Genomic DNA, 19,701 nt, shown 5'->3' with positions numbered 1-19,701 from the left:
CGCAGAATCAACAGGGGTTAGGCGGGGCGGAGGGGAGGCTGCGTTAAAATAAATCTACCTCGCCAGCTGTTTCACGATGGTTGGCACTGGTTCTAGAGTAGGTGTATTGCTGGACAATGCCATCGAACAGCGAAACGGTATTGTGCAGTTCCACGGTGGCTGACGCCAATAGCGTAGCTTCTTCTGCATTGACATCAACACTTTGGTTAACCTTGCCTAGGCTGTCGTTAATTTCCGCTGAGGCTTGATTCAGCTCGTCTGTGTGCTGCGCTATGGCGCGATTGAGTGAGTGCATGTCTTGCACCGCGTTTTGCGCCTGGTCTATGGTTACGGTGCCTAGGCTGCTAAGCCGCACCGCTTTTTCCGCTTTATCCATACTGCCTTGCATTGAGAGTACGACTTTGTGCGTGCTGGCTTGTGACGCCTGGATGATGGCTTGGATCTGGCTGGTGGAGCTCTGGGTTTTTTGCGCCAGTGCTCGAACCTCTCCTGCCACAACCGCAAATCCTCTGCCGTGGTCACCGGCTCTGGCGGCTTCGATGGCCGCATTGAGCGCCAACAAGTTGGTTTGCTCGGTTATGGAAACGATCACATCCAGCACACTTTCCACTGCAGCGACGTTTTGTTCTAGCTCCATTACAGCCTGGGAAGATGTTTTAATCTCCTGGGCCAGCGCTGTCATGGCCTTACTGGTTTGGTAGATTGTATCTTTGGCTGCCTCGGTTTGGCTTAAAACTGACTGGGCCAGGCCAACTGCGTTTTGAGAGTTGTCTGCAATGGTGGTGATACTGTTATGGATTTGATGAGACGCAGCCAGAGCTGAGTCCATGCTTGCGTGAACATTGGCGCAACTGCTGGCGATGCCTCCGGAAGTGGCGCTGACGTTATTGGCCATGTCAGAAATCATTACAGTGGACTGGTCTAGCTCAATCAGCATTTCTACGAGGGTCAGTCTGACTCGATCAGCGGCGCGGGAGAGTTCGCCGAGCTCATTGTGTTGCTCGGAAACCGCGGGTTCTGAATAGTCCTTGTCGCGTAATCGACGCAGTTGCTCAAGCAGGTTCTGAACCGGTTGTACAAAAAGGTGCTTTATTGCAATGGTAACCAAAATAAGGATCAGTACCTGGCCGGCAACCAGTAACGGAATGGCCAATTGAAAGATCGTTTGATTGGCATCAACGTCCTGGCGAGAATCCCGGCGCAGGTCTTCTATGTAGTGTGCTGCCGCAGCGCTCAGCAGCTCGGTTGACTGACGATCGATACCTTTGATGCGCTGATCTGCCTCACTGGCGCTGCCGCTATCTATAAATACCTGATACGCCGCTTTGTAGGACGTCATCATGGCTGGGTAATTATCGACGAATTGTTGTAAATACTGTTGTGTTGCCGCGTGCTGTGTGTTGCCTTTTAGTACCCATTGGAAATGCGCAATTGTTTTCTTGATGACCTGCTCCTGATCCAAAAAACGTTGCCAGTAGAACGTACGTTCGGTTGGGTTGTTGCCTCGCAACAGTGTATTTTTCCACTCCTGCACCTGAATCTTAAAATTTGTGTTCAAGACCAAGATGTCGATGCCGGCTTGTGTGTCGACCTCCAACAAGGTTTGTACTTTGCGCGTTTGTTGAAACTGGGCGTAGGCTAAAACAAGGGTGATGGCTAAGGTGAGTAGGGTTCCTATGGTTAGCACCAATACTAATTGTCTGGCGAGGGAGCGTTTGAATAATTGAATCAGTTTCATAGTAATTAAACGGTGGGTTGGCGGTGGATAGTCGGTGGAATTCAAATGCTTTTTCGAAATAAAGGGTAGTAACTACTATGCATCCTATTAACCCGGTGGAAATATACGTCTGCTAGGCGGCATAGCTGATATATTCATTGTTAAAATATTTCCTGACCCGACTTGGCTTTCTTTGCAGCATCGCCATGTGAGATTGTGCCTTAGACTTTAATTGCTTTTTATTTCTAGCCGGCTTACCACTGTGAACACCTTTCTTTAGATCACAGTTTAAATACTCGTCAGGATTAAGCTCTGGAGAATACGCAGGTAGATAAAACACCTCAATCATCTCTTTGTGATCCTCTAGCCATTCTTTGACCGGCTTGCAATGATGCACTCGTAAGTTATCCAAAATTAAAAATACCTTGCGGTCAGCTGAATTAACTAAGCGCATCATAAAATCGATAAGTATGTCGCCGTTCATGGTTCCTTCGAAAAACCGAAACCGAACTTTGCCCTGATTCGTGACTGCAGATATCATGTTGATCGACTCAGAATTTGCGTTTAGCTTGATTACCGGCGTCTTTCCCTTCGGGGCGTAACCTCGTTCGTGCTGGCAATTGTTACGCAAGCCTGTTTCGTCACCCCAATATATCTCGGCATTTTCAGACTTCGCGCGCGCTTTGATGTCTGGATATTCTTCTTTAAGCCACTTCTTTACTTCTGGTGCTCGTTGCTCATAAGCGCGCTTCTGAGGCTTTTGTGGCGTCATTCCCCAGCGTTTCAAGTAATCGCCAACCGTTCTTACCGCTAGCTCAACTCCATACTCTTGAAGAATTAGCTGCTGTACTGATTGGCGAGTCCACAATGCATAGTCCAACCGCAGTTGATCTGGCGTCCTATTTGTTATCAGGCTTTTAATTCTGTCGCTCTGCTCCTTGGACAGAAGTGTTCCTTCGCCTTTTTTAGGTCCGCGCTTATTGATTTTTAATTTGTTGGGAGGAATTTTCAGCCACCTCCCAACGGTATCGGGGTGAGCTCCAACGATTTCAGAAATTTCTGCTCGAGTCATTCCTGTCTTGCGCAACTTTTGCGCCGTACGTCGTTTTTCTTCTATTGCGTCGAATGATAGAGTGCGAGTGTCTGGTTTACTGTTCATCCGAGCATTATATCAGATATATACACTCACCGGGTTAATAGTAGACGCGTTGGGTGTCATTGTTAAACTTTTATTGCAGCTGCATCACGATAGTTGGGGTGTTACTTAGTCAGAAATCTTGAGATCGTATAAGGTGAGAATTCGTCCTTCGGTCGCACGCGTTGACGTCGCTATTATTACTAAGACGATTGTTGAGCTGGTTTCGCAGCTAACACACTATGTCTTTATCGCTGCCGTTCTCTGGAATACCGTTATGGTTCTTATCCCTACCCAGATAAGCCCTGCCAGAAGCAGAATAAATCACCACCCGTCCCAAAGTGTGTTGGCCAGCACGGGGGCAATACACCAAATTACCTGAACTGTATTTCCGCATGCTGGTGCCCAGTGGGGTGTAGTTAATAAAGTTGGCGTTGGCCGGAAAGCTCTTTAGGCTAAGCGCAGCGTTGGGTTGGTTGCGGGGGAATATTCGGATGATGTCGTCGGCGGTGGCGATTTCGCCATCGCTGTCGTCATCGTAGAACGCGTATAAACCACGGGCCCAGTTGGTACCGCACTTATCTTGCTCGCCGATGGCACAAACGCTGACATAGCGCCCTTGGCTCAGGGCGTGGGTGCGGGCGAACCTCAATTGGCTGAGCAGTTCGTTGGCCGCAGTGGTAGCTTGGTGTTGAGCGTAGAGTTGTGAAAAGTTGGGCAGTGCTATGCCGGATAAAACACTGGCAATAGCCAGGGTTATCAGCAACTGCACCAGGGTAAATCCGTTTATCCGTGGCATGGTTATTCTCCGTTAGGTGGGAATAGCATGCCGAAGGTGGGCGGTTAATCTAGGCTGGCGTTTTTAAAATGTGGCCTGGTTAATAAAATAAATCAGAGTATTAATTCATTAAATATCTATTTTAATGCGTAGAATTAGACAATATCTAACACGAGTATTAATACATTTATTGTTCGTCGTTATCCAGGCCCAGTTTTTTTAAACGATAGCGCAGCGAGCGAAAGGTAATGCCCAAGGCCTTGGCCGCCAGCGTGCGGTTCCAACGGTATTTATCCAGGGTGTTGAGTAATATGTCGCGCTCGATATCGCTCAGGTAATCATCCAAGGGGATGGACTCGTCGTAACCGGTGGCGGTGTTGCTGCGCGGCTCCGGTTGCGCTCCGGGCCCAGGCGCTGCGCCCAAATGTGCAGAGTTAGGTAAAACATTCAGTTGTAAATCTAAGGCATCGATAACGTGCCCATCGCACAGCGTATACGCGCGCTCTAATATATTATGCAGCTCACGCACGTTGCCGGGGAAATCGTAATTAAGCAACGCGCTTTTAGCGTTCTCGGTCAGTGGGGCTTTTTCGTCGTTGTAATCCTGGGCGAATTGTTCTAAGAAATACTCGGCCAGCAACACAATGTCTTCGCCGCGTTGGCGTAGGGGAGGCACCGGGGCGTCGATCACATTAATCCGGTAGTACAGGTCAGCGCGGAATTCGCCGTTGGCAATGGCTTCGGTTAAGTCTTTGTGACTGGCGCTGAGAATGCGCACATCGATTTTGGTTTCTTCGGCATCGCCAATGGCCCTAATGGCCTTTTCTTGAATGGCTCGCAAAAGCTTCACCTGCATGTCCAGGGGCAGGTCGGCCACTTCATCCAAAAACAACGTGCCTCCATGGGCGGCTTGGAACAGGCCGGGCTTGTCCTTTTGGGCACCGGTAAAGCTGCCCTTGCGATGGCCGAAAAACTCGCTCTCCACCAACTCGGCAGGAATAGCCCCGCAGTTGACGGCCACGAAAGGCGCCTGGGCCCTGGGGCCTTGCAGGTGAATGGAGCGCGCCACCAGCTCCTTGCCGCTGCCGGACTCGCCGCTAATAAACACCGGTGCTTGGGAGCGCGCCAGCTTGATGATTTTTTCGCGTAAGTTAACGATGGCCGGGGATTGGCCTTTGATTAACGATTCTTGGACGTTGACGGCTGTGGGGGTGGTGGTAACCGCCACAGCTGAGGTCACCAGTTGGCGCAGTTGTTCTAGGTCTACCGGTTTGGTAATAAAATCGTAGGCACCGGCCTTCATGGCCTCTATGGCGGTATCCATATTGCCGTGGGCCGTAAACACCACCACCGGCGTTTGCGGATGCTGGTGCTGAATCTCTTTGACCAACTCAATACCGTTGCCATCGGGTAGGCGCATATCGGTGAGGCACAATTGATAGCGATTGGTAGCCAGTAACTTGCGGGCCACGCTGAGGTTTTCTGCCCGGTCTGCGCTGATGCCCATTCGGGTGAGGGTGATATCCAAGAGTTCTAGGATATCTGGCTCGTCGTCGATGATGAGTGCCTGGTTGGTCATGGTCTTATTTGGTTAATGTGCGAATAAACGTTATTAAAACACTTGTTGCGCGTGGGCAAAATTAATTTGAAAACAACTGTGGCCTTGCCAACGGATAAACGACAGTGACGCTTGGTTGGATTGGCACAACTCACGGCAAATATACAAGCCCAGCCCCGTGCCGGAATTCTCGGTGGTAAAAAAGGGCTCAAACACGGCCTCTTCCATATCCTCAGCCAGCCCCGGGCCGTAATCGATCACTTGTAATCGTGCCAGCTCAGTGTGCTCTCTAAACCCCAACCGCAGCAATAGGCGGTATTCGCCGATGGCAGCGTGACTATAACGCAAACCGTTATCGAGTAGGTTGGTCAGTATTTGTTGTAGATGATGGACATCAATTTTGGCGAGAATTTCCGCTTGGGTCTGGGGGGCAATTTCCAGATGAATATGCACGGCGTAGGGGTCGGAAAACGCCAGGGTGTAGTCTTCTATAAATTTATCCAGCCACCGTGCCAGGTCGATGACCTGGGCTTGGCTCTCGCTGCGCCGGGATAACTGCAGCGTATTCTCTATGATTTGGTTCACTCGCTGGGAATGGTTGAGGATGATATTGAGCAGTTTGGTGGAGTCTGCGCTTAACTCCGGCGATTCGGTGAGCAGTTGCGCGGCGTGGGAGATAGCGCCCAACGGGTTGCGCACCTCGTGGGCGATACTGGCGGTGAGCTTGCCCAGCGAGCCCAATTTTAATTTTTGCGCTTCCTGGGCCAGCAGTCGGTGGTCCTCCACAAACACCAGTGTTTCTGGGCTGTCATTGTCGCCCAGGGTGGCAAAGCTCACCCTGACTTCACCGTTGGTTTGCGGAATTTTGATGGGGGCTTTTTTGGCCGAGGGGTTAACCTGCCATTGACTAAAAGCCGATTCGATGACCGGCAGGCTGGCTAGGTTTAGGCCGGTGTTGGGTGAGGGCTGATGTAAACCCAATAGTTTGGCGGCGGCGTTATTAATAAGCTGTACCTGGGCGTCGCTGTCAGTGACTAAAACCCCAGTGCGCATCCGCTCAATAATTTTTTGCGATATATCTTTGGCCTTGGCCGCTTCCTTGGCTTTTTGCTGGGCCTCGGCGGAGCTTTCACGGATGCGCTGTGTTAGGTACTGGAACAACAACGCCGTGGCGAACATCAAAATGCCCAGCGCGCCGGCGGTGAAAAATCGGCTGCTGTCGATGCCAAATAACCAATTGGTAATCAGTGATTCGGTGAGGGTGGCCATGGAGGCCAGGGCGGCGATGAAAATCGACATTTGCCGGGTTAAAAAGATGGCGCTGGCGGCCACAGTAATCACCAGCAGATAAGACAAGCCACTGGCAATGCCACCGCTGGTGCCTGACAGCAGGGTGAGCGCGGCGATGTCGATCATTAAATACAGCAGCAGTTGTTCGGAGCTGGGCTCGCTGCGGTTGCGCCACAGCCCCACCAGGGTGGTGGTGTTAAGCAAGGTGTACCCAGCTGCGGTGGCAAAAAACCAGTTTGGCGCATAGCTGCCCAGTACTTTGCTCAGCACATCAGCGGTAAACAACAGCATAAGCAGGCCGCCCAGGGCGGTGCGATAGTAGGTATAGATGCGCAGCAGGCGGTAATTATCGTTATTGGAGTACCGTGGTGCGACGCCGGAGTTGGTCATAATGGGCTGGGTTCTTGTTAACGCGATGGAAAGTTAGGCTAAAAAGCGGCCAATGTGGTGTTTAATTTTGCCTATTGGCCACCTTTGCCGGACAATACACCGCAAAATCGACAGACGCAAAAGAGGAGAGGTCAGCAGTGGCAAGCATTACTGTCGTTATGGCCCAGATTAATTTGCTGGTGGGTGATATCCCCGGCAACACCCAACAAGTCATTACCAGTGCCGAACAGGCCCTGGCAGAGCATCAGGCCGATGTGGTGCTCTATCCCGAGCTCACCCTCACCGGCTACCCACCGGAGGATCTGCTGCTGCGGCCAAGCCTAGAGGCGCGCATAGAGCAGGCCCTGCAAACCCTGATGGACGCGCAAATCAACACCACCCTGGTGATGGGCTACCCGCGTTGCGTGGGTGGTGCCGTGCTGAACATGGCCGGCGTGATCCAAAACGGCCAGTTGGTGGCGGAATATACGAAGCAGTGTTTGCCCAACTATCAAGTGTTTGATGAAAAACGCTACTTCCAAGCCGGCAGTCAGCCCTGTGTGGTGGATATCCACGGCGTAACCACCGCCATCACCATCTGCGAGGATGTGTGGTTGGCAGAGCCCACCGCCCAGGCTAAAGCCCACGGTGCCAAGCTGATGCTCAACCTTAACGCCTCGCCGTTTTCGCGCAGCAAACGGGCCGAGCGCCACCGCCTGCTGGCCAACCGCGCCCAAGAGGGCGACCTGGCCATCGTCTACACCAATTTGGTGGGCGGCCAGGATGAGCTGGTGTTTGATGGCGGCTCCTTTGTGGTGGATAACCAAGGCCAGATTCAATACCAAGCCCCCTTCTTTGAAGAAGGCTTGTATGCGGTAACCATTGATGTCGCTGACAGCGGCAGTGTAACCGTGCCCACGCAATCCAAAACCGAACTGCCTTCGGAGCTTGCCGCCATCTACCAAGCCCTGGTCATCGGTGTGCGCGATTACGTGAACAAAAATGGCTTTAAAGGTGTGGTGCTGGGGCTTTCTGGCGGTATCGATTCCGCCCTCACGTTGGCCGTGGCGGTGGATGCCCTGGGCAAAGACCGCGTGGAAGCGGTGATGATGCCGTTTCGCTACACCAGTGATTTGTCCAAAAATGACGCCGCTGACGAAGCCGAGCGCCTGGGCGTGCGCTACCAATCCATCAGCATTGAGCCGATGTACGACGCGTTTATGGCAGGCCTCGCCGAAGAATTCGCCGGCACCCAGCGCGATACCACCGAAGAAAACCTACAAGCCCGTTGCCGGGGTGTGCTGTTGATGGCCATCTCCAACAAGAAAGGCTACCTGGTGCTCACCACCGGCAATAAGAGCGAAATGGCCGTGGGCTATTCCACCCTCTACGGTGATATGGCCGGCGGCTTTGACGTGCTTAAAGATGTGCCCAAAGTCACCGTGTTTGAGCTGTCGCGTTACCGCAACACCCTGGGCGAAGTGATCCCGGTTAGCGTTATCGAGCGGCCACCTTCGGCCGAGCTGGCTCCGGATCAAAAAGACGAAGACAGCCTACCGCCGTACCCGGTGTTGGATGAGATATTGGAGCGCTATATAGAGCGCGACCAAAGCGCCACAGAAATCGAAGCCGCCGGTTTCGATTCCGCCGTAGTGCGCCGGGTATTGCGTTTGGTAGACGTCAACGAATATAAACGTCGCCAAGCCCCGGTGGGGGTGCGCATTACCGAGCGTGGTTTTGGCCGCGACCGGCGCTATCCCATTACCAATGGTTGGAAGATTGGGGATTAAATTGGCAGTTGTGCTACTGGTGTTTTTGTTGCGACGCCCGCGGTTGCAGACGTTTGACCGGTTTTTGCGCGAAACAAAAATAAGACAGCTTGAGCCGGCCAGCCCTTGGTAGAGTGGGCTAGGGAAAAAGAAAAGGTAGCAAGTGTTGCTCTTTGTCAGCCTTGATTGAGAAACAAGGCCGCGCTAATGCGCGGCCCCCCAAAATCAATTTGGCTGCGGCGCCGCGCCATCCTCTTTATATACCGAGTTGTACAACTCGCGGGAATCAAAGCTTGGCGACACCGGCTTATCAAACAAACCAAAGGTCAGTTTAGAAACCCAAGAGCGCTGTCCCTTCTGAGAGCCATCGGCATAGCGGAAGCTGCCGTCCTGGCGCAGGGCGGGGTGGTTGGGGAAGTTTTCGCGCAGTACTTGCAGGCTATCTTCGGCCAGTTCTTCTTTGCCCAGTAGCTTGTAGGCTTGCACCATTACCGCCAGGCCATCCGGCACGGCGGGGGTTTTTTGGAAGTTTTCCACCACGTAACGGCCACGGGCGGCGGCGGCCACGTAAGCGCCGCGCTTAAAGTAATAGTTGGCGACGTGGATTTCGTAGCGCGCCAATACATTGCGCAGGTAGATCATGCGCTTGCGGGCGTCTGGAGCGTAGATGCTGTTGGGGTAGCGAGCCAGCAGTTGGGCAAAGTGCGAGAAAGACTCCCGCGCCATACCTGGGTCGCGCTGGGTCATATCTGTGGGCAAAAAGGCTTCTAGAGCGCCGCGGCCCTCAGTAAAGGTCGCCAGGCCGCGCATATAATAGGCGTAATCCACTTGGCGATGCTGGGGGTGCAAGCGAATAAACCGGTCCGCAGCGGCGATGGCAGCCTCGGTTTCGTAATTCTTGTAGTAGGCGTAGATTAGCTCCAGCTGCGCTTGCTCGGCGTAGTTCCCGAAGGGGAAATGCTCTTCCAATGCCTGCAGGGTTTGTACTGCGGCGTCCCATTGGCTGCCGCGCAGCTGGCGTTGGGCGCCGTCGTACAGCATTTTTTCATTGGCGTCTGCGCCCATGCCACCGGGGCCTTTACCGGAGCCTTCTTCTTTGTCTTTGTCGCCAAACAAGGCGCAGCCACTGAGGCTAATACACACCGCAATAACCGTTAGGTACTTGGGCAGGGCGCGGGCTAGGCCGGCCGGGGTTAGTTTTACTGTGTTCTGAATCATTGCTCTATCGTATTGGGGCGTGCGCCGCGCCTACTACTTACTACTAGTTGAGGTTCGCGACCACTCGCCGGTGCTTATCGCCGAAGGCTAAAAAACCGCCCATTTTGGCGGCCGCCTATTTAATCACAGCTCGCGGGTGAATCACAGCGGGCAACTGGGCCAAACGGCTTGATGTGCGGCCCATCCTGTAATTGAATAGCGGCTGCTGTGGCCGCGGCTCAATTGGCGCCGTTGCCGACTGTTCACCTAATGCCAGCCGTATACTCATGTCTAATCAAATAACCGCCGACGCCATAGTGCCTACGCAGCTGCGAGGCCAGCGTGTAGACCAGATAGCCGCGCAATTGTTTCCCGATTACTCGCGCTCTCAGCTTCAACAGTGGATCAAAGGCGGCCAGCTCACCGTAAACCAGCAATCCGTAAAAACCAAAGACAAACTGATTGGTGGCGAACGGCTGGCCTTATTGGCCGAAGTTACCCCCCAGGGCGATTGGCAGGCCGAGGCCATGCCCCTGGATATCGTTTATGAAGATGAACATATACTGGTGGTTAATAAGCCATCCGGCTTGGTGGTACACCCGGCGGCTGGCAACTACACCGGCACCTTACTGAATGCTTTGCTAGCCCACGACAAAAGCCTGGCTAACCTACCCCGGGCAGGCATTGTGCACCGCTTGGATAAAGACACCACGGGCCTAATGGTGGTGGCCAAAACCCTGCCGGCGGTGAATGACCTAGTAGCCCAGTTGCAGTCGCGCAGCGTAAGCCGAGAATACGAGGCGGTTGTGATTGGAACGCCCACCGGCGGTGGCAGTGTGGACGAGCCCATTGGCCGTCATCCCACCCAACGGACCAAAATGGCCGTGGTCCACACCGGTAAGCCGGCGTTAACGCACTATCGAGTGGTGGAGCGATTTGGCCAGCATACCCATGTGCGGGTGAAGTTAGCCACCGGCCGCACCCATCAAATTCGCGTACACATGGCGCACATCCGCTACCCACTGGTGGGCGATACCACCTACGCCGGTCGCTTTAAAATCCCTCCCCAATGCAGCGACACGCTGATCGAACACCTACGGGCTTTCCCACGCCAAGCCCTTCACGCGCAGCAGTTAGGGTTGGTGCACCCCGCTCGCGGCGAAGACATGCAATGGCAGGCACCCATACCGGCGGATTTTGACGGGTTGTTGCAGGTGCTAAGGCAGGAGCCAAGCCCCGAGGAGCCTTTTTGATGCCCAGTGAAAGAGTTGGTGACGGCTTTTGGCAGCCAGATTGGCCCGTGCCCGCTAATGTGGGTGTCTTGTTAACGGATCGCAGTGGCGGCGGCAGCGCTGCCCCCTATGTTGGACTGAATTTAGCACTGCATGTGGGCGATGATGCACAAACGGTAGCGGCTAATCGTGAGCGCTTACAAACTCGGCTGGGCACGGTTAAGGTGCAGTGGTTGGAGCAGGTGCATGGCACCAAGGTGGCCACGGCTGCGGCCGATGGTGCAGTGCGTACAGCCGATGCCGCAGTAACCAGGGATACTAACCTGGCCTGTGCCGTTATGACTGCGGACTGCTTGCCGGTGCTGCTGTGCGACCAAGGCGGTACCGTGGTGGCAGCGGCCCACGCCGGTTGGCGAGGCTTGGTGGATGGTGTCATCGCCAACACTGTGGCCTCCATGGCTGTGCCTGCGACGCAAATAACCGCTTTTTTAGGCCCTGCCATTAGCCAAGCCCATTTTGAAGTGGGTATAGAAGTAGTAGAAGCGGTTTTCGCCCTGGCCACCACTAATGCAGAGGTGCAGGCTGTCGCCAAGGCGGTAACGCCCGGAGCCAGAGCCCTGCATTTCTACCTGGATTTATACGCCGTGGCGCGGGTGCAGTTAGCCGGCCTAGGCATTACCAGCGTTTATGGGGGTGAGCACTGCACCTACGGTGACGCCCGCTTCTTCTCCTATCGGCGGCAAAAGGTGACCGGTCGTCAGGCCAGCTTAATTTGGCTGCAAGCGTAAAGCCACAGCCAACAACGTAAAAACTCGCGCTGATAAGCCCGTTTTTGTGACGCGATAGCTCACTTCGATTTTGTTTTAGGTCAAGTATTCGTTCTGCCTTTGGCTTGTTTTTTGGGGGCACTAGCCCAACCTTAGTAGCCAGTAGAAATTGAACCCGGTAGCCACCGGCTGCGGGAAGAGAGGTCAGAGATGCGAATAGATCGTTTAACCAACCAATTACAAAACGCCCTGGCGGATGCCCAGTCACTCGCCATCGGCCGTGACCACAATCAAATTGAACCCGCCCATGTAATGCTGGCCATGCTGGATCAGCAGGGCGGCGCGGTGCGCCCGCTTTTAGCCCAAGCCGGCTATGATGTTTCCGGTTTGCGCAACGGCTTGGCCAAAAACCTAGAGGGCCTGGCGCGGGTGCAAAACCCTTCCGGCGACGTTCAGCTGTCCCAGGAGCTGGTGCGCCTGCTTAATTTAGCTGACAAGCAATCGCAAAAAGTCGGCGATAAATTCATCTCCAGTGAAGCCTTACTATTGGCCACCATTGAAGAGGGCAATAGCGCCCTGGCCAAGCTGTTAAAGAGTGCTGGTGACGCTAAACGCTTGCAAGATGCGGTGAAAAAAGTCCGTGGCGGCGAGACAGTGGACGACCCAGACGCCGAGGGTAATCGCCAAGCGTTGGAAAAATACACCATCGATTTAACCGCCCGTGCCGAGGCCGGTAAATTAGACCCAGTGATTGGCCGCGACGACGAAATTCGTCGCACCGTGCAGGTATTACAGCGCCGCACCAAAAATAATCCAGTGTTAATGGGTGAACCCGGTGTGGGTAAAACCGCCATTGTGGAAGGTTTGGCGCAGCGTATTATCAACGGCGAAGTGCCCGAGGGTTTAAAAAACAAACGCCTTTTGTCACTGGATTTGGGTGCGCTGTTGGCCGGCGCCAAGTTTCGCGGTGAATTCGAAGAACGGTTAAAAGCCGTGCTTAAAGAATTGGCCCGGGAAGAAGGCCGGGTGATTTTATTTATCGATGAAATTCACACCATGGTGGGGGCCGGTAAAGCCGACGGCGCCATGGATGCCGGTAATATGCTGAAGCCCGCGTTAGCTCGAGGCGAACTCCATTGCGTGGGTGCCACAACGTTGGATGAATACCGCAAATACATCGAAAAAGACGCAGCCCTAGAGCGCCGCTTCCAAAAAGTGATGGTGGACGAGCCTTCAGAGGAAGACACCGTTGCGATTTTACGCGGCTTAAAAGAACGCTACGAAGTGCACCACGGAGTGGACATTACCGACCCGGCCATTGTAGCGGCGGTGAAACTGTCCCAGCGATACATCACCGATCGCCAGCTGCCCGATAAAGCCATCGATTTAATCGATGAAGCCGCCAGCCGTATTCGCATGGAAATCGATTCCAAGCCAGAATCGATGGATCGGTTAGAGCGGCGCTTAGTGCAATTAAAAATTGAGCGTGAAGCCGTGCGCAAAGACGAAGACGATGCGTCTAAAAAACGCTTGTCTAAAATTGACAGCGACATTGACCAGGTAGAACGCGAGTACGCGGATTTAGAAGAAGTGTGGCGGGCGGAAAAAGCCGCTCTACATGGCTCTCAGGAAATCAAGTCAACCCTGGAGCAAGCCCGCTTGGATTTAGAGGCCGCCCACCGCGCCGGCGACCTCGGCCGCATGTCGGAACTACAGTACGGTATTATTCCCGAGTTAGCCAAACAGCTCGACATGGCATCTCAAGTCGAAATGCAAGAGATGACCTTGCTGCGCAACAAAGTCACCGACGAAGAAATCGCTGAGGTGGTTTCCAAGTGGACCGGCATTCCCGTGGCTAAAATGTTGGAAGGCGAGCGCGATAAATTATTGCGCATGGAAGATAACCTGCAAAGCCGAGTGATTGGCCAGCGTGCCGCTGTGGTGGCGGTATCCAACGCCGTGCGCCGCAGCCGTGCTGGGTTGGCCGATCCTAACCGCCCTAACGGTTCGTTTTTATTCCTTGGCCCAACCGGTGTGGGTAAAACCGAATTGTGTAAGGCCCTGGCGCAATTTTTATTCGACACCGAAGACGCCATGGTGCGCATCGATATGTCGGAATTTATGGAGAAGCATTCGGTGGCCCGTTTAATCGGTGCGCCTCCTGGCTACGTGGGTTACGAAGAGGGCGGTTACTTAACCGAGGCTGTGCGCCGCAAACCTTATTCGGTATTATTGCTAGATGAAGTTGAAAAAGCGCACCCGGATGTATTCAATATTTTGCTGCAAGTGTTGGAAGATGGCCGCCTTACCGATGGCCAGGGCCGTACCGTGGATTTCCGCAACACTGTGGTGATTATGACATCCAACCTAGGCTCTGCACATATCCAGGAGCTGGCGCGGTCGGTAACCGATCCAGACCCAGAAATTATGCGCGAAGCCGTAATGGAAGATGTGAACGCCCACTTCCGCCCGGAATTTATCAACCGTATTGATGAAGTGGTGGTATTCGACCCACTGAGCAAAGATCAAATCCGTGGCATAGCCAGCATACAGTTGCAACGCCTGCGTGAACGTTTATTGGACCGTGAGCTAAAACTGGAATTAACTGAGCCCTTGTTGGATAAACTGGGCGAAGCCGGTTTCGACCCAGTCTACGGCGCCCGCCCATTAAAACGGGCCATACAACAAATGCTGGAAAACCCACTGGCCGAAGCCGTACTGGCTGGTAAATTCCAAGCCGGCGACACCATACACGCGGGATTGGATCGCCAGCAGAAGGTGGTGTTTGATCGAAGTTGATCATTTGAAGCTGTAAAACAATTAACTCGGTCTCCAGGTTTCGTTCTGGAAGCCGAGTTTTTCCACCGTAGCCCCAGTTCCACATAGTATTCACCATCATTTTCTGCTTGCCGGGTAATTGGATAGTCACTGTTTTAAAGAAGTTGTGAGCGATTGATTCATGTGTCGCTTTATGGTTGAACGTTCCCTGAGCCCGCCCGTGATCGCGAATTAATTGGATTGACCTGTAATCTAAAACTCTGCTGGACTGCGGCTTTTGGGCTGAGAAAGAAGGGACAGCTTTAAGGGGTTAGACTTATAGCTGGAACTGCGGCCTGCCTAAAGACCTTTCCGCAAGTTGAATTGCTGTGTTCACGCAATAGCTATTCATTATCTAAGCTGATGAATAGGCCTGGTTGTAGCTGTATTTTATCCAGAAATGCATGCGCGATGTCTACTCGATCTCCTTCAGAGAGCCTAAAAGGCCTCTGAAATTAAGTTCAGATAAACCTCTGGTTGTGTATATGATAAAACGTTCCGAATAACCATACTTCACCAGGATTACCGCTGTAAATTCCGGTGTTTCGTCTTCACGACTAGAAGAATCATAAAAATAGCCGCGAATACCATTTCTCTCGAAAGAAAAGATCTCTTTGCCGTCATCTGAGAGTTCGAAGTTCGATTGTAAATCAAGATCCTGAAAATGTAAGCTAATAGAATAGTCTGCCTGATAATAATAAGTCATAGAGAAAGAATTTTTTGAAGACGTAACAGGAGAGCCGACAGCAGTTAGGCTCCCTGATGGCAGGGGTAGCATTAGAGCTAGATCTATCAAGTAGTGATAAACAATCTTGTCTTCGGCCAGCGGAAAGAGTTCTACTCTTTCTGCATATTGGTCGCAGGGTTGATGATGGCAAGTTAAATCGTAAGCCTCTGCAGCGAGGCCTGACATGGAGGTCATACAGGCTGTTACGACAACGGCCTGCGTAAGCGACCTAGTTTTCTTTATCATCTAAAATGTCTCTGTACTCAATATTATTATCCGCCAGTCGTTTCTGTAACTTAGAAATTGTGACTTCCTTATCGTGTACGAATTTTATGGAAATAACTCCTAAAATGCACATGGCGGTAATGAATATTGCGTTAGCATCTTCGTTGAAGTGCGCTATATACCAGGTTGAAAGGATGGATAGAATTATTGTAAAGCATCTGGTGTATGAGCTTCTAATAAACTGTAGCCAGTCTTTTAAAGAGTTCATCGGTTAAAGAAGGGAGATGACTTGGGGTTAGATGTACGCAAGTCTAACTCATTTTTGGCCGCCTGAGTATTTTGATTCTGTATGTACATCAACGTGCAGCCTAAGACAAAACCAGGTATGCCATTTTTTATGCTCATCCCAGCTCGATAGGCTGATAATCCGCCGGTAATAGTGAATCCAATTCCATATTGAGACATTAGTTTTTGAAGGTCTTCACGTTCTTTAAACAGAATCTCTAGTTCAGAGGTTGAAAGCGACCATAACCACCAGCGAGGTTGAATAATAACATCAGTAACGAAACCAACTAACTGAGAAATATCCCCTCTAGTAAAGTGTTCAAGAGCTGTAGGCTCAATTAGCATTTCCATAACGCCCATTTGCTGGACCCTATCAAGATGCCTGTAGAGAATAACACCTATCAGGGCGTTCAAAACGTAAGCGTCTCTTTTAGTCGCGAGGTCTATGTCGAAACCCATAATTTCCGAAAGCAGTTCTACTTGCCCTGCAATGTCTTTGGGTAATTTGTTCGGGTGGTAAGCTAAGTCGGCGAGTTCGGGGATCCTTCTGTCCATGGTAAACCTCCTGTCTATGTTTTTGTATTGTTCGCGGTATCAAACCCTACAGTCATGGGGGCGGCCTGGACTCCATTCTCGTCGTAAGGCGTGTACTTTTTCTCCATTGCTGTAAAACTGATGGTGATCTTCTCAAGGGGCCGAATAGTACTTTGAGATTTCGAGGTTACGGAGTAATCTTTGATCATCGCATTCTTAAGAACGTACTCCATAAAAATATGAGAGCTATCGCCAGCACCCGTTTTTGTAAAGTGGATTTTTATTTCAGCTCCCGTGCCACAGCATGCAAGTAGGAACAATTTTGGAGTCGCCTTGTCCATGCGCTTGAACAAGATCAAATCGGTGATAATGGTATTCGAACTTTCTCGATCACCCTTGGTTGAAGAGTGTGACGTGATTTGACGTTTTGTGCCCCACTTCAGATAATTGATATCCATCCAACCAGGGTGTCCTGAATCGGCAGTTTCTCCCTCTACGCCACTATGAAACATGAAGATGCTACTCATTTTTCGTCTCCCTACGATAATTTAGTGCTGATTAATGCTATCACGTATGGAAGCGCTATAGATGTGAACTAGGTCTTGTCGGGAGTAACGCTGGTAACAGTAGTCTCTGCCAAAAACGCTGTAGTGTAATTTAGAAGTACTCGACGTAATATTAAGGATATTTCTTAGTGAATTGAGCTAATTACGTTCTGTTGATCAGTTCTTTCAGAATCATCTGTTGGAAGTGTTAAGTTTATTTTGTACATGCTGTGTTTCGCAGTAGTACATATTTCTAACAAGTCATTTTTTTCGCCAGTTTAAGCTAGATTGCGATAGCTTCGAATTGTAGGAACGTTTCGGCCCGTTCGGTAACCGATCCAGACCCAGAAATTATGCGCGAAGCGGTAATGGAAGATGTGAACGCCCACTTCCGCCCGGAATTTATCAACCGTATTGATGAGGTGGTGGTATTCGACCCACTGAGCAAAGATCAAATCCGTGGCATTGCCAGCATACAGTTGCAACGCCTGCGAGATCGCTTAGCGGAGCGCGAGTTAAAAATGGAATTAACTGAGCCCTTGTTGGATAAACTGGGTGAAGCCGGTTTCGACCCAGTCTACGGCGCCCGCCCATTAAAACGGGCCATACAACAAATGCTGGAAAACCCACTGGCCGAAGCCGTATTGGCTGGCCAATTCCAAGCCGGCGACACCATACACGCAGGGTTGGATAGGCAACAAAAAGTGGTGTTTGAGCGCAGTTAACAATCCGCTCTTGTATTACAAAAACCCCAGGTTCATGCCTGGAGTTTTTATTTTTATTCGAGTGCTTCGAGTGTTGCGGAAAGGGCAAGCAACTTAATGTGTTTTTATGTTATCTGCTTACAGGCCAATATTGGCAATTTGACTAAAATTAGAAGAGCAGTGCCCCTAGATTGAGCTTTGTTTATGTTTGAGGATTACGATTCCACTGCAGATGGCGGTAAAAAAGGCAGTCGAAGAATACTAATGGCTCTTCTAGGGGTGTACGTTTTTTGTGTTTTGCCTAACGTTGGTTACGTGCTAGATCTGCTAAGTATGACGCCATTGGGGCGCTTCATGATCCATGCTTTTATTGTTGTGCTTGTGAGCTCCTTGTCGATTCCATTGTTGAGGCACAGCGATGCCTTTCTTTTGGAAGGGTTTCTGATCACGTTTTCTATTCTTGCAAGTGCAGGGTGCATGATCTTCGATACCTCTATTAAGAATTACCTGTCCCAATGGGCGGGCTATTATTCCGATTCGCCCCCACCGGCTGAATCACTGTATCTAGTCGGCGATAGAGTTGAGGTTGGTCGGGGTCGATTTTCCTTGCAACTGCCGCCAGGATGGCAGCTGAGTGCTTTGCCCAGTGGTCACAACTTTTTGCAGCGCGACCAAGCTAAGGAATTATCCGCCGAGATTAGAATCACTTGCATAGACCCTAACATAAAGCCCATCACTGACTTAGTAAGCGCAACTGTAAGTCAGCTTGGTGCTCAACGGGACTCGCAAGTAGGTCACCGATGCTATCGTCTAAATGCAGAAACCTCCTGTTTGATCAAGGCCGATAATTCACCGAAACGATGGGTTCTAATGAAGTTGTGGCGCGACAGAGGGGCTCAGCTAACAGTACTATTTAAAAACAACGACCTCTTACTGGAGCGCGAAGTTGATAGCATCTTTCTGAGCCTTAGAGCAGAGGCAAGCAATCATGAAGTCGCCGCTTGTACGATACCCGTTGCTTGGATTTAGGCGGCTTAGTTCGCGCCAACTTCATATGCAGCGAGTTCCATTGATTCACAATTCCAACTTTTAAGACCAGTAGAAAGTGCGGCATCCCTATACAATTCATAGCGCTCTGATGCTGTGGCATTGGCAATTGCGTTCCACGCCTGTAGGGCCATATCGTTAGTGGGTAAAGTTTCTAGGGACTTGTTTAGCAGCCAAGTATTTCGCTCGATACTCGTCATCTGGCTATAGTTATTTAAACCCAACAACTCATCAAAATTACTACACACAGTTTTAAAGCTAGTCGACTGGGGAGAGCAAGCTGATAGCTGTATTAGCATAACAATTTGAGTAAAGCTCCTGGCCACGTTTAGTTTTTGCGAACTTCCCATAGGAAACCTCCATTGGCTCCTTCAGATAGCGGCATTGAAGGTTGGTATAGTTTAAGAAATGAATTGGGTGTGTAATCGCAGATGTGGTGCCCTTTGGCATCGGTTATAAAACACCAAAGGCCATTAGTAGCTAGCCAAGCTGTGCCACCGGCGCTGGCAATTTTGCTGGCTGTTATCGGGCTTGGAGACCAATCGAGATACACACAAGCTTTTATGTGTTTTCTGTGAATGGGGTTTTCTTTCTGTTTAACAGCCTGTAATTGTCTTTTAGTTCGGTCGTCGACTACAGCTTTGAGGGTGCCTACCACCACCGATGCAGACAGTGCGGCAAAGCCCGCAGAAAATAACATTAGGTCTTCTTTGCCTGGTGTAGATCCATCTGCGGCGTAATTCAGCGCCCAGGTGGCGGGCGTGACGATATTGCCTGCAACTCGCTTTCCCACTTGGTTTAACCCAACGGATGCAATAATTCCGCTGGTATTTTGGATTAGGTTCTTATTCTCTCTTGTGATGTCCGCGGCAGTACTCGTCATCAATCCCTTGAAATATGACCTTATGAATAGCGTTGAGTATGTCACTTTTAAATATGAATGATCGTTACTTGTGTCACGTTTCAAGAACGCTTCTGCACTAGCAGCGAGAGTATTAATACCCA

The 19,701-nt window shown here is 51.2% G+C and carries 17 protein-coding genes; 6 read left to right on the top strand and 11 right to left on the bottom strand.

Annotated features, from left to right (window positions below):
- Window positions 1-43: 43 nt before the first annotated feature.
- The 5 genes from ACGHM3_RS21010 to ACGHM3_RS20990 all read right to left on the bottom strand — a co-directional run bounded on the left by ACGHM3_RS21010 (window position 44) and on the right by ACGHM3_RS20990 (window position 6,868).
- Window positions 44-1,738: a methyl-accepting chemotaxis protein gene (locus tag ACGHM3_RS21010; protein WP_345417019.1), complete on the bottom strand. Its 1,695-nt coding sequence runs from the start codon at window positions 1,736-1,738 to the stop codon at window positions 44-46.
- A 112-nt stretch (window positions 1,739-1,850) separates the two neighbouring features.
- Window positions 1,851-2,876, bottom strand: coding sequence for an IS630 family transposase (locus ACGHM3_RS21005; protein WP_390517130.1), 1,026 nt, complete (start codon window positions 2,874-2,876; stop codon window positions 1,851-1,853).
- A 208-nt stretch (window positions 2,877-3,084) separates the two neighbouring features.
- The gene (locus tag ACGHM3_RS21000) at window positions 3,085-3,651 is read right to left on the bottom strand and encodes a GspH/FimT family pseudopilin (RefSeq protein ID WP_345426872.1); all 567 of its coding nucleotides are present in this window, start codon (window positions 3,649-3,651) and stop codon (window positions 3,085-3,087) included.
- A 166-nt stretch (window positions 3,652-3,817) separates the two neighbouring features.
- The gene (locus ACGHM3_RS20995) at window positions 3,818-5,209 is read right to left on the bottom strand and encodes a sigma-54 dependent transcriptional regulator (protein WP_345426874.1); all 1,392 of its coding nucleotides are present in this window, start codon (window positions 5,207-5,209) and stop codon (window positions 3,818-3,820) included.
- Between the two features lie 33 nt (window positions 5,210-5,242).
- Complete coding sequence (locus tag ACGHM3_RS20990) at window positions 5,243-6,868, bottom strand: ATP-binding protein (protein ID WP_345426876.1); 1,626 nt, start codon at window positions 6,866-6,868, stop codon at window positions 5,243-5,245.
- 137 nt (window positions 6,869-7,005) lie between these two features.
- On the opposite strand from ACGHM3_RS20990, the gene ACGHM3_RS20985 reads away from it, so the two are divergent.
- The gene (locus ACGHM3_RS20985; RefSeq protein WP_345426878.1) at window positions 7,006-8,637 is read left to right on the top strand and encodes an NAD+ synthase; all 1,632 of its coding nucleotides are present in this window, start codon (window positions 7,006-7,008) and stop codon (window positions 8,635-8,637) included.
- Window positions 8,638-8,841: 204 nt separating this feature from the next.
- Here ACGHM3_RS20985 and ACGHM3_RS20980 read toward each other — a convergent pair whose 3' ends face one another.
- On the bottom strand, window positions 8,842-9,834 hold the full coding sequence (locus ACGHM3_RS20980) for an outer membrane protein assembly factor BamD (protein ID WP_345426880.1): 993 nt from the start codon (window positions 9,832-9,834) through the stop codon (window positions 8,842-8,844).
- Window positions 9,835-10,100: 266 nt separating this feature from the next.
- On the opposite strand from ACGHM3_RS20980, the gene rluD reads away from it, so the two are divergent.
- From rluD to clpB, 3 genes are all read left to right on the top strand, one after another.
- Window positions 10,101-11,066: a 23S rRNA pseudouridine(1911/1915/1917) synthase RluD gene (gene rluD, locus ACGHM3_RS20975; RefSeq protein ID WP_345426882.1), complete on the top strand. Its 966-nt coding sequence runs from the start codon at window positions 10,101-10,103 to the stop codon at window positions 11,064-11,066.
- The gene (gene pgeF / locus ACGHM3_RS20970) at window positions 11,066-11,833 is read left to right on the top strand and encodes a peptidoglycan editing factor PgeF (protein WP_345426884.1); all 768 of its coding nucleotides are present in this window, start codon (window positions 11,066-11,068) and stop codon (window positions 11,831-11,833) included. The genes rluD and pgeF overlap by 1 nt, the downstream gene beginning before the upstream one ends.
- A 189-nt stretch (window positions 11,834-12,022) precedes the next feature.
- Window positions 12,023-14,611 (top strand): ATP-dependent chaperone ClpB, encoded by a 2,589-nt coding sequence (gene clpB, locus ACGHM3_RS20965; RefSeq protein WP_345426886.1) that lies wholly within the window; start codon window positions 12,023-12,025, stop codon window positions 14,609-14,611.
- 433 nt (window positions 14,612-15,044) lie between these two features.
- Here the strand turns inward: clpB and ACGHM3_RS20960 are convergent, their stop codons facing one another.
- From ACGHM3_RS20960 to ACGHM3_RS20950, 3 genes are all read right to left on the bottom strand, one after another.
- Entirely contained in the window at window positions 15,045-15,602 is a 558-nt protein-coding gene (locus ACGHM3_RS20960; protein WP_345426888.1) for a hypothetical protein, read from the bottom strand.
- A gap of 243 nt (window positions 15,603-15,845) precedes the next feature.
- Window positions 15,846-16,421, bottom strand: coding sequence for a hypothetical protein (locus ACGHM3_RS20955; protein ID WP_345426890.1), 576 nt, complete (start codon window positions 16,419-16,421; stop codon window positions 15,846-15,848).
- Between the two features lie 14 nt (window positions 16,422-16,435).
- The gene (locus ACGHM3_RS20950) at window positions 16,436-16,927 is read right to left on the bottom strand and encodes a type VI secretion system tube protein Hcp (protein ID WP_345426892.1); all 492 of its coding nucleotides are present in this window, start codon (window positions 16,925-16,927) and stop codon (window positions 16,436-16,438) included.
- Between the two features lie 371 nt (window positions 16,928-17,298).
- On the opposite strand from ACGHM3_RS20950, the gene ACGHM3_RS20945 reads away from it, so the two are divergent.
- Together ACGHM3_RS20945 and ACGHM3_RS20940 are read left to right on the top strand one after the other, a co-directional pair.
- A complete protein-coding gene (locus ACGHM3_RS20945) occupies window positions 17,299-17,670 on the top strand; it encodes a hypothetical protein (protein WP_390517555.1) in 372 nt (123 codons plus the stop codon).
- A gap of 183 nt (window positions 17,671-17,853) precedes the next feature.
- Window positions 17,854-18,678, top strand: coding sequence for a hypothetical protein (locus ACGHM3_RS20940; protein ID WP_345426894.1), 825 nt, complete (start codon window positions 17,854-17,856; stop codon window positions 18,676-18,678).
- A gap of 5 nt (window positions 18,679-18,683) precedes the next feature.
- On the opposite strand, the gene ACGHM3_RS20935 is transcribed toward ACGHM3_RS20940, so the two are convergent.
- Window positions 18,684-19,046, bottom strand: a complete 363-nt coding sequence (locus tag ACGHM3_RS20935; protein ID WP_345426896.1) for a hypothetical protein — start codon at window positions 19,044-19,046, stop codon at window positions 18,684-18,686.
- Entirely contained in the window at window positions 19,025-19,663 is a 639-nt protein-coding gene (locus tag ACGHM3_RS20930; RefSeq protein WP_390517553.1) for a hypothetical protein, read from the bottom strand. Before ACGHM3_RS20930 ends, ACGHM3_RS20935 begins: the two co-directional genes overlap by 22 nt.
- Between the last annotated feature and the right edge of the window lie 38 nt (window positions 19,664-19,701).

The sequence above is a fragment of the Halioxenophilus aromaticivorans genome, from assembly GCF_042850945.1.
In the GTDB taxonomy this organism is placed as follows: domain Bacteria; phylum Pseudomonadota; class Gammaproteobacteria; order Pseudomonadales; family Cellvibrionaceae; genus Halioxenophilus; species Halioxenophilus aromaticivorans.
This window is presented reverse-complemented; position numbering and strand designations above follow the sequence as displayed.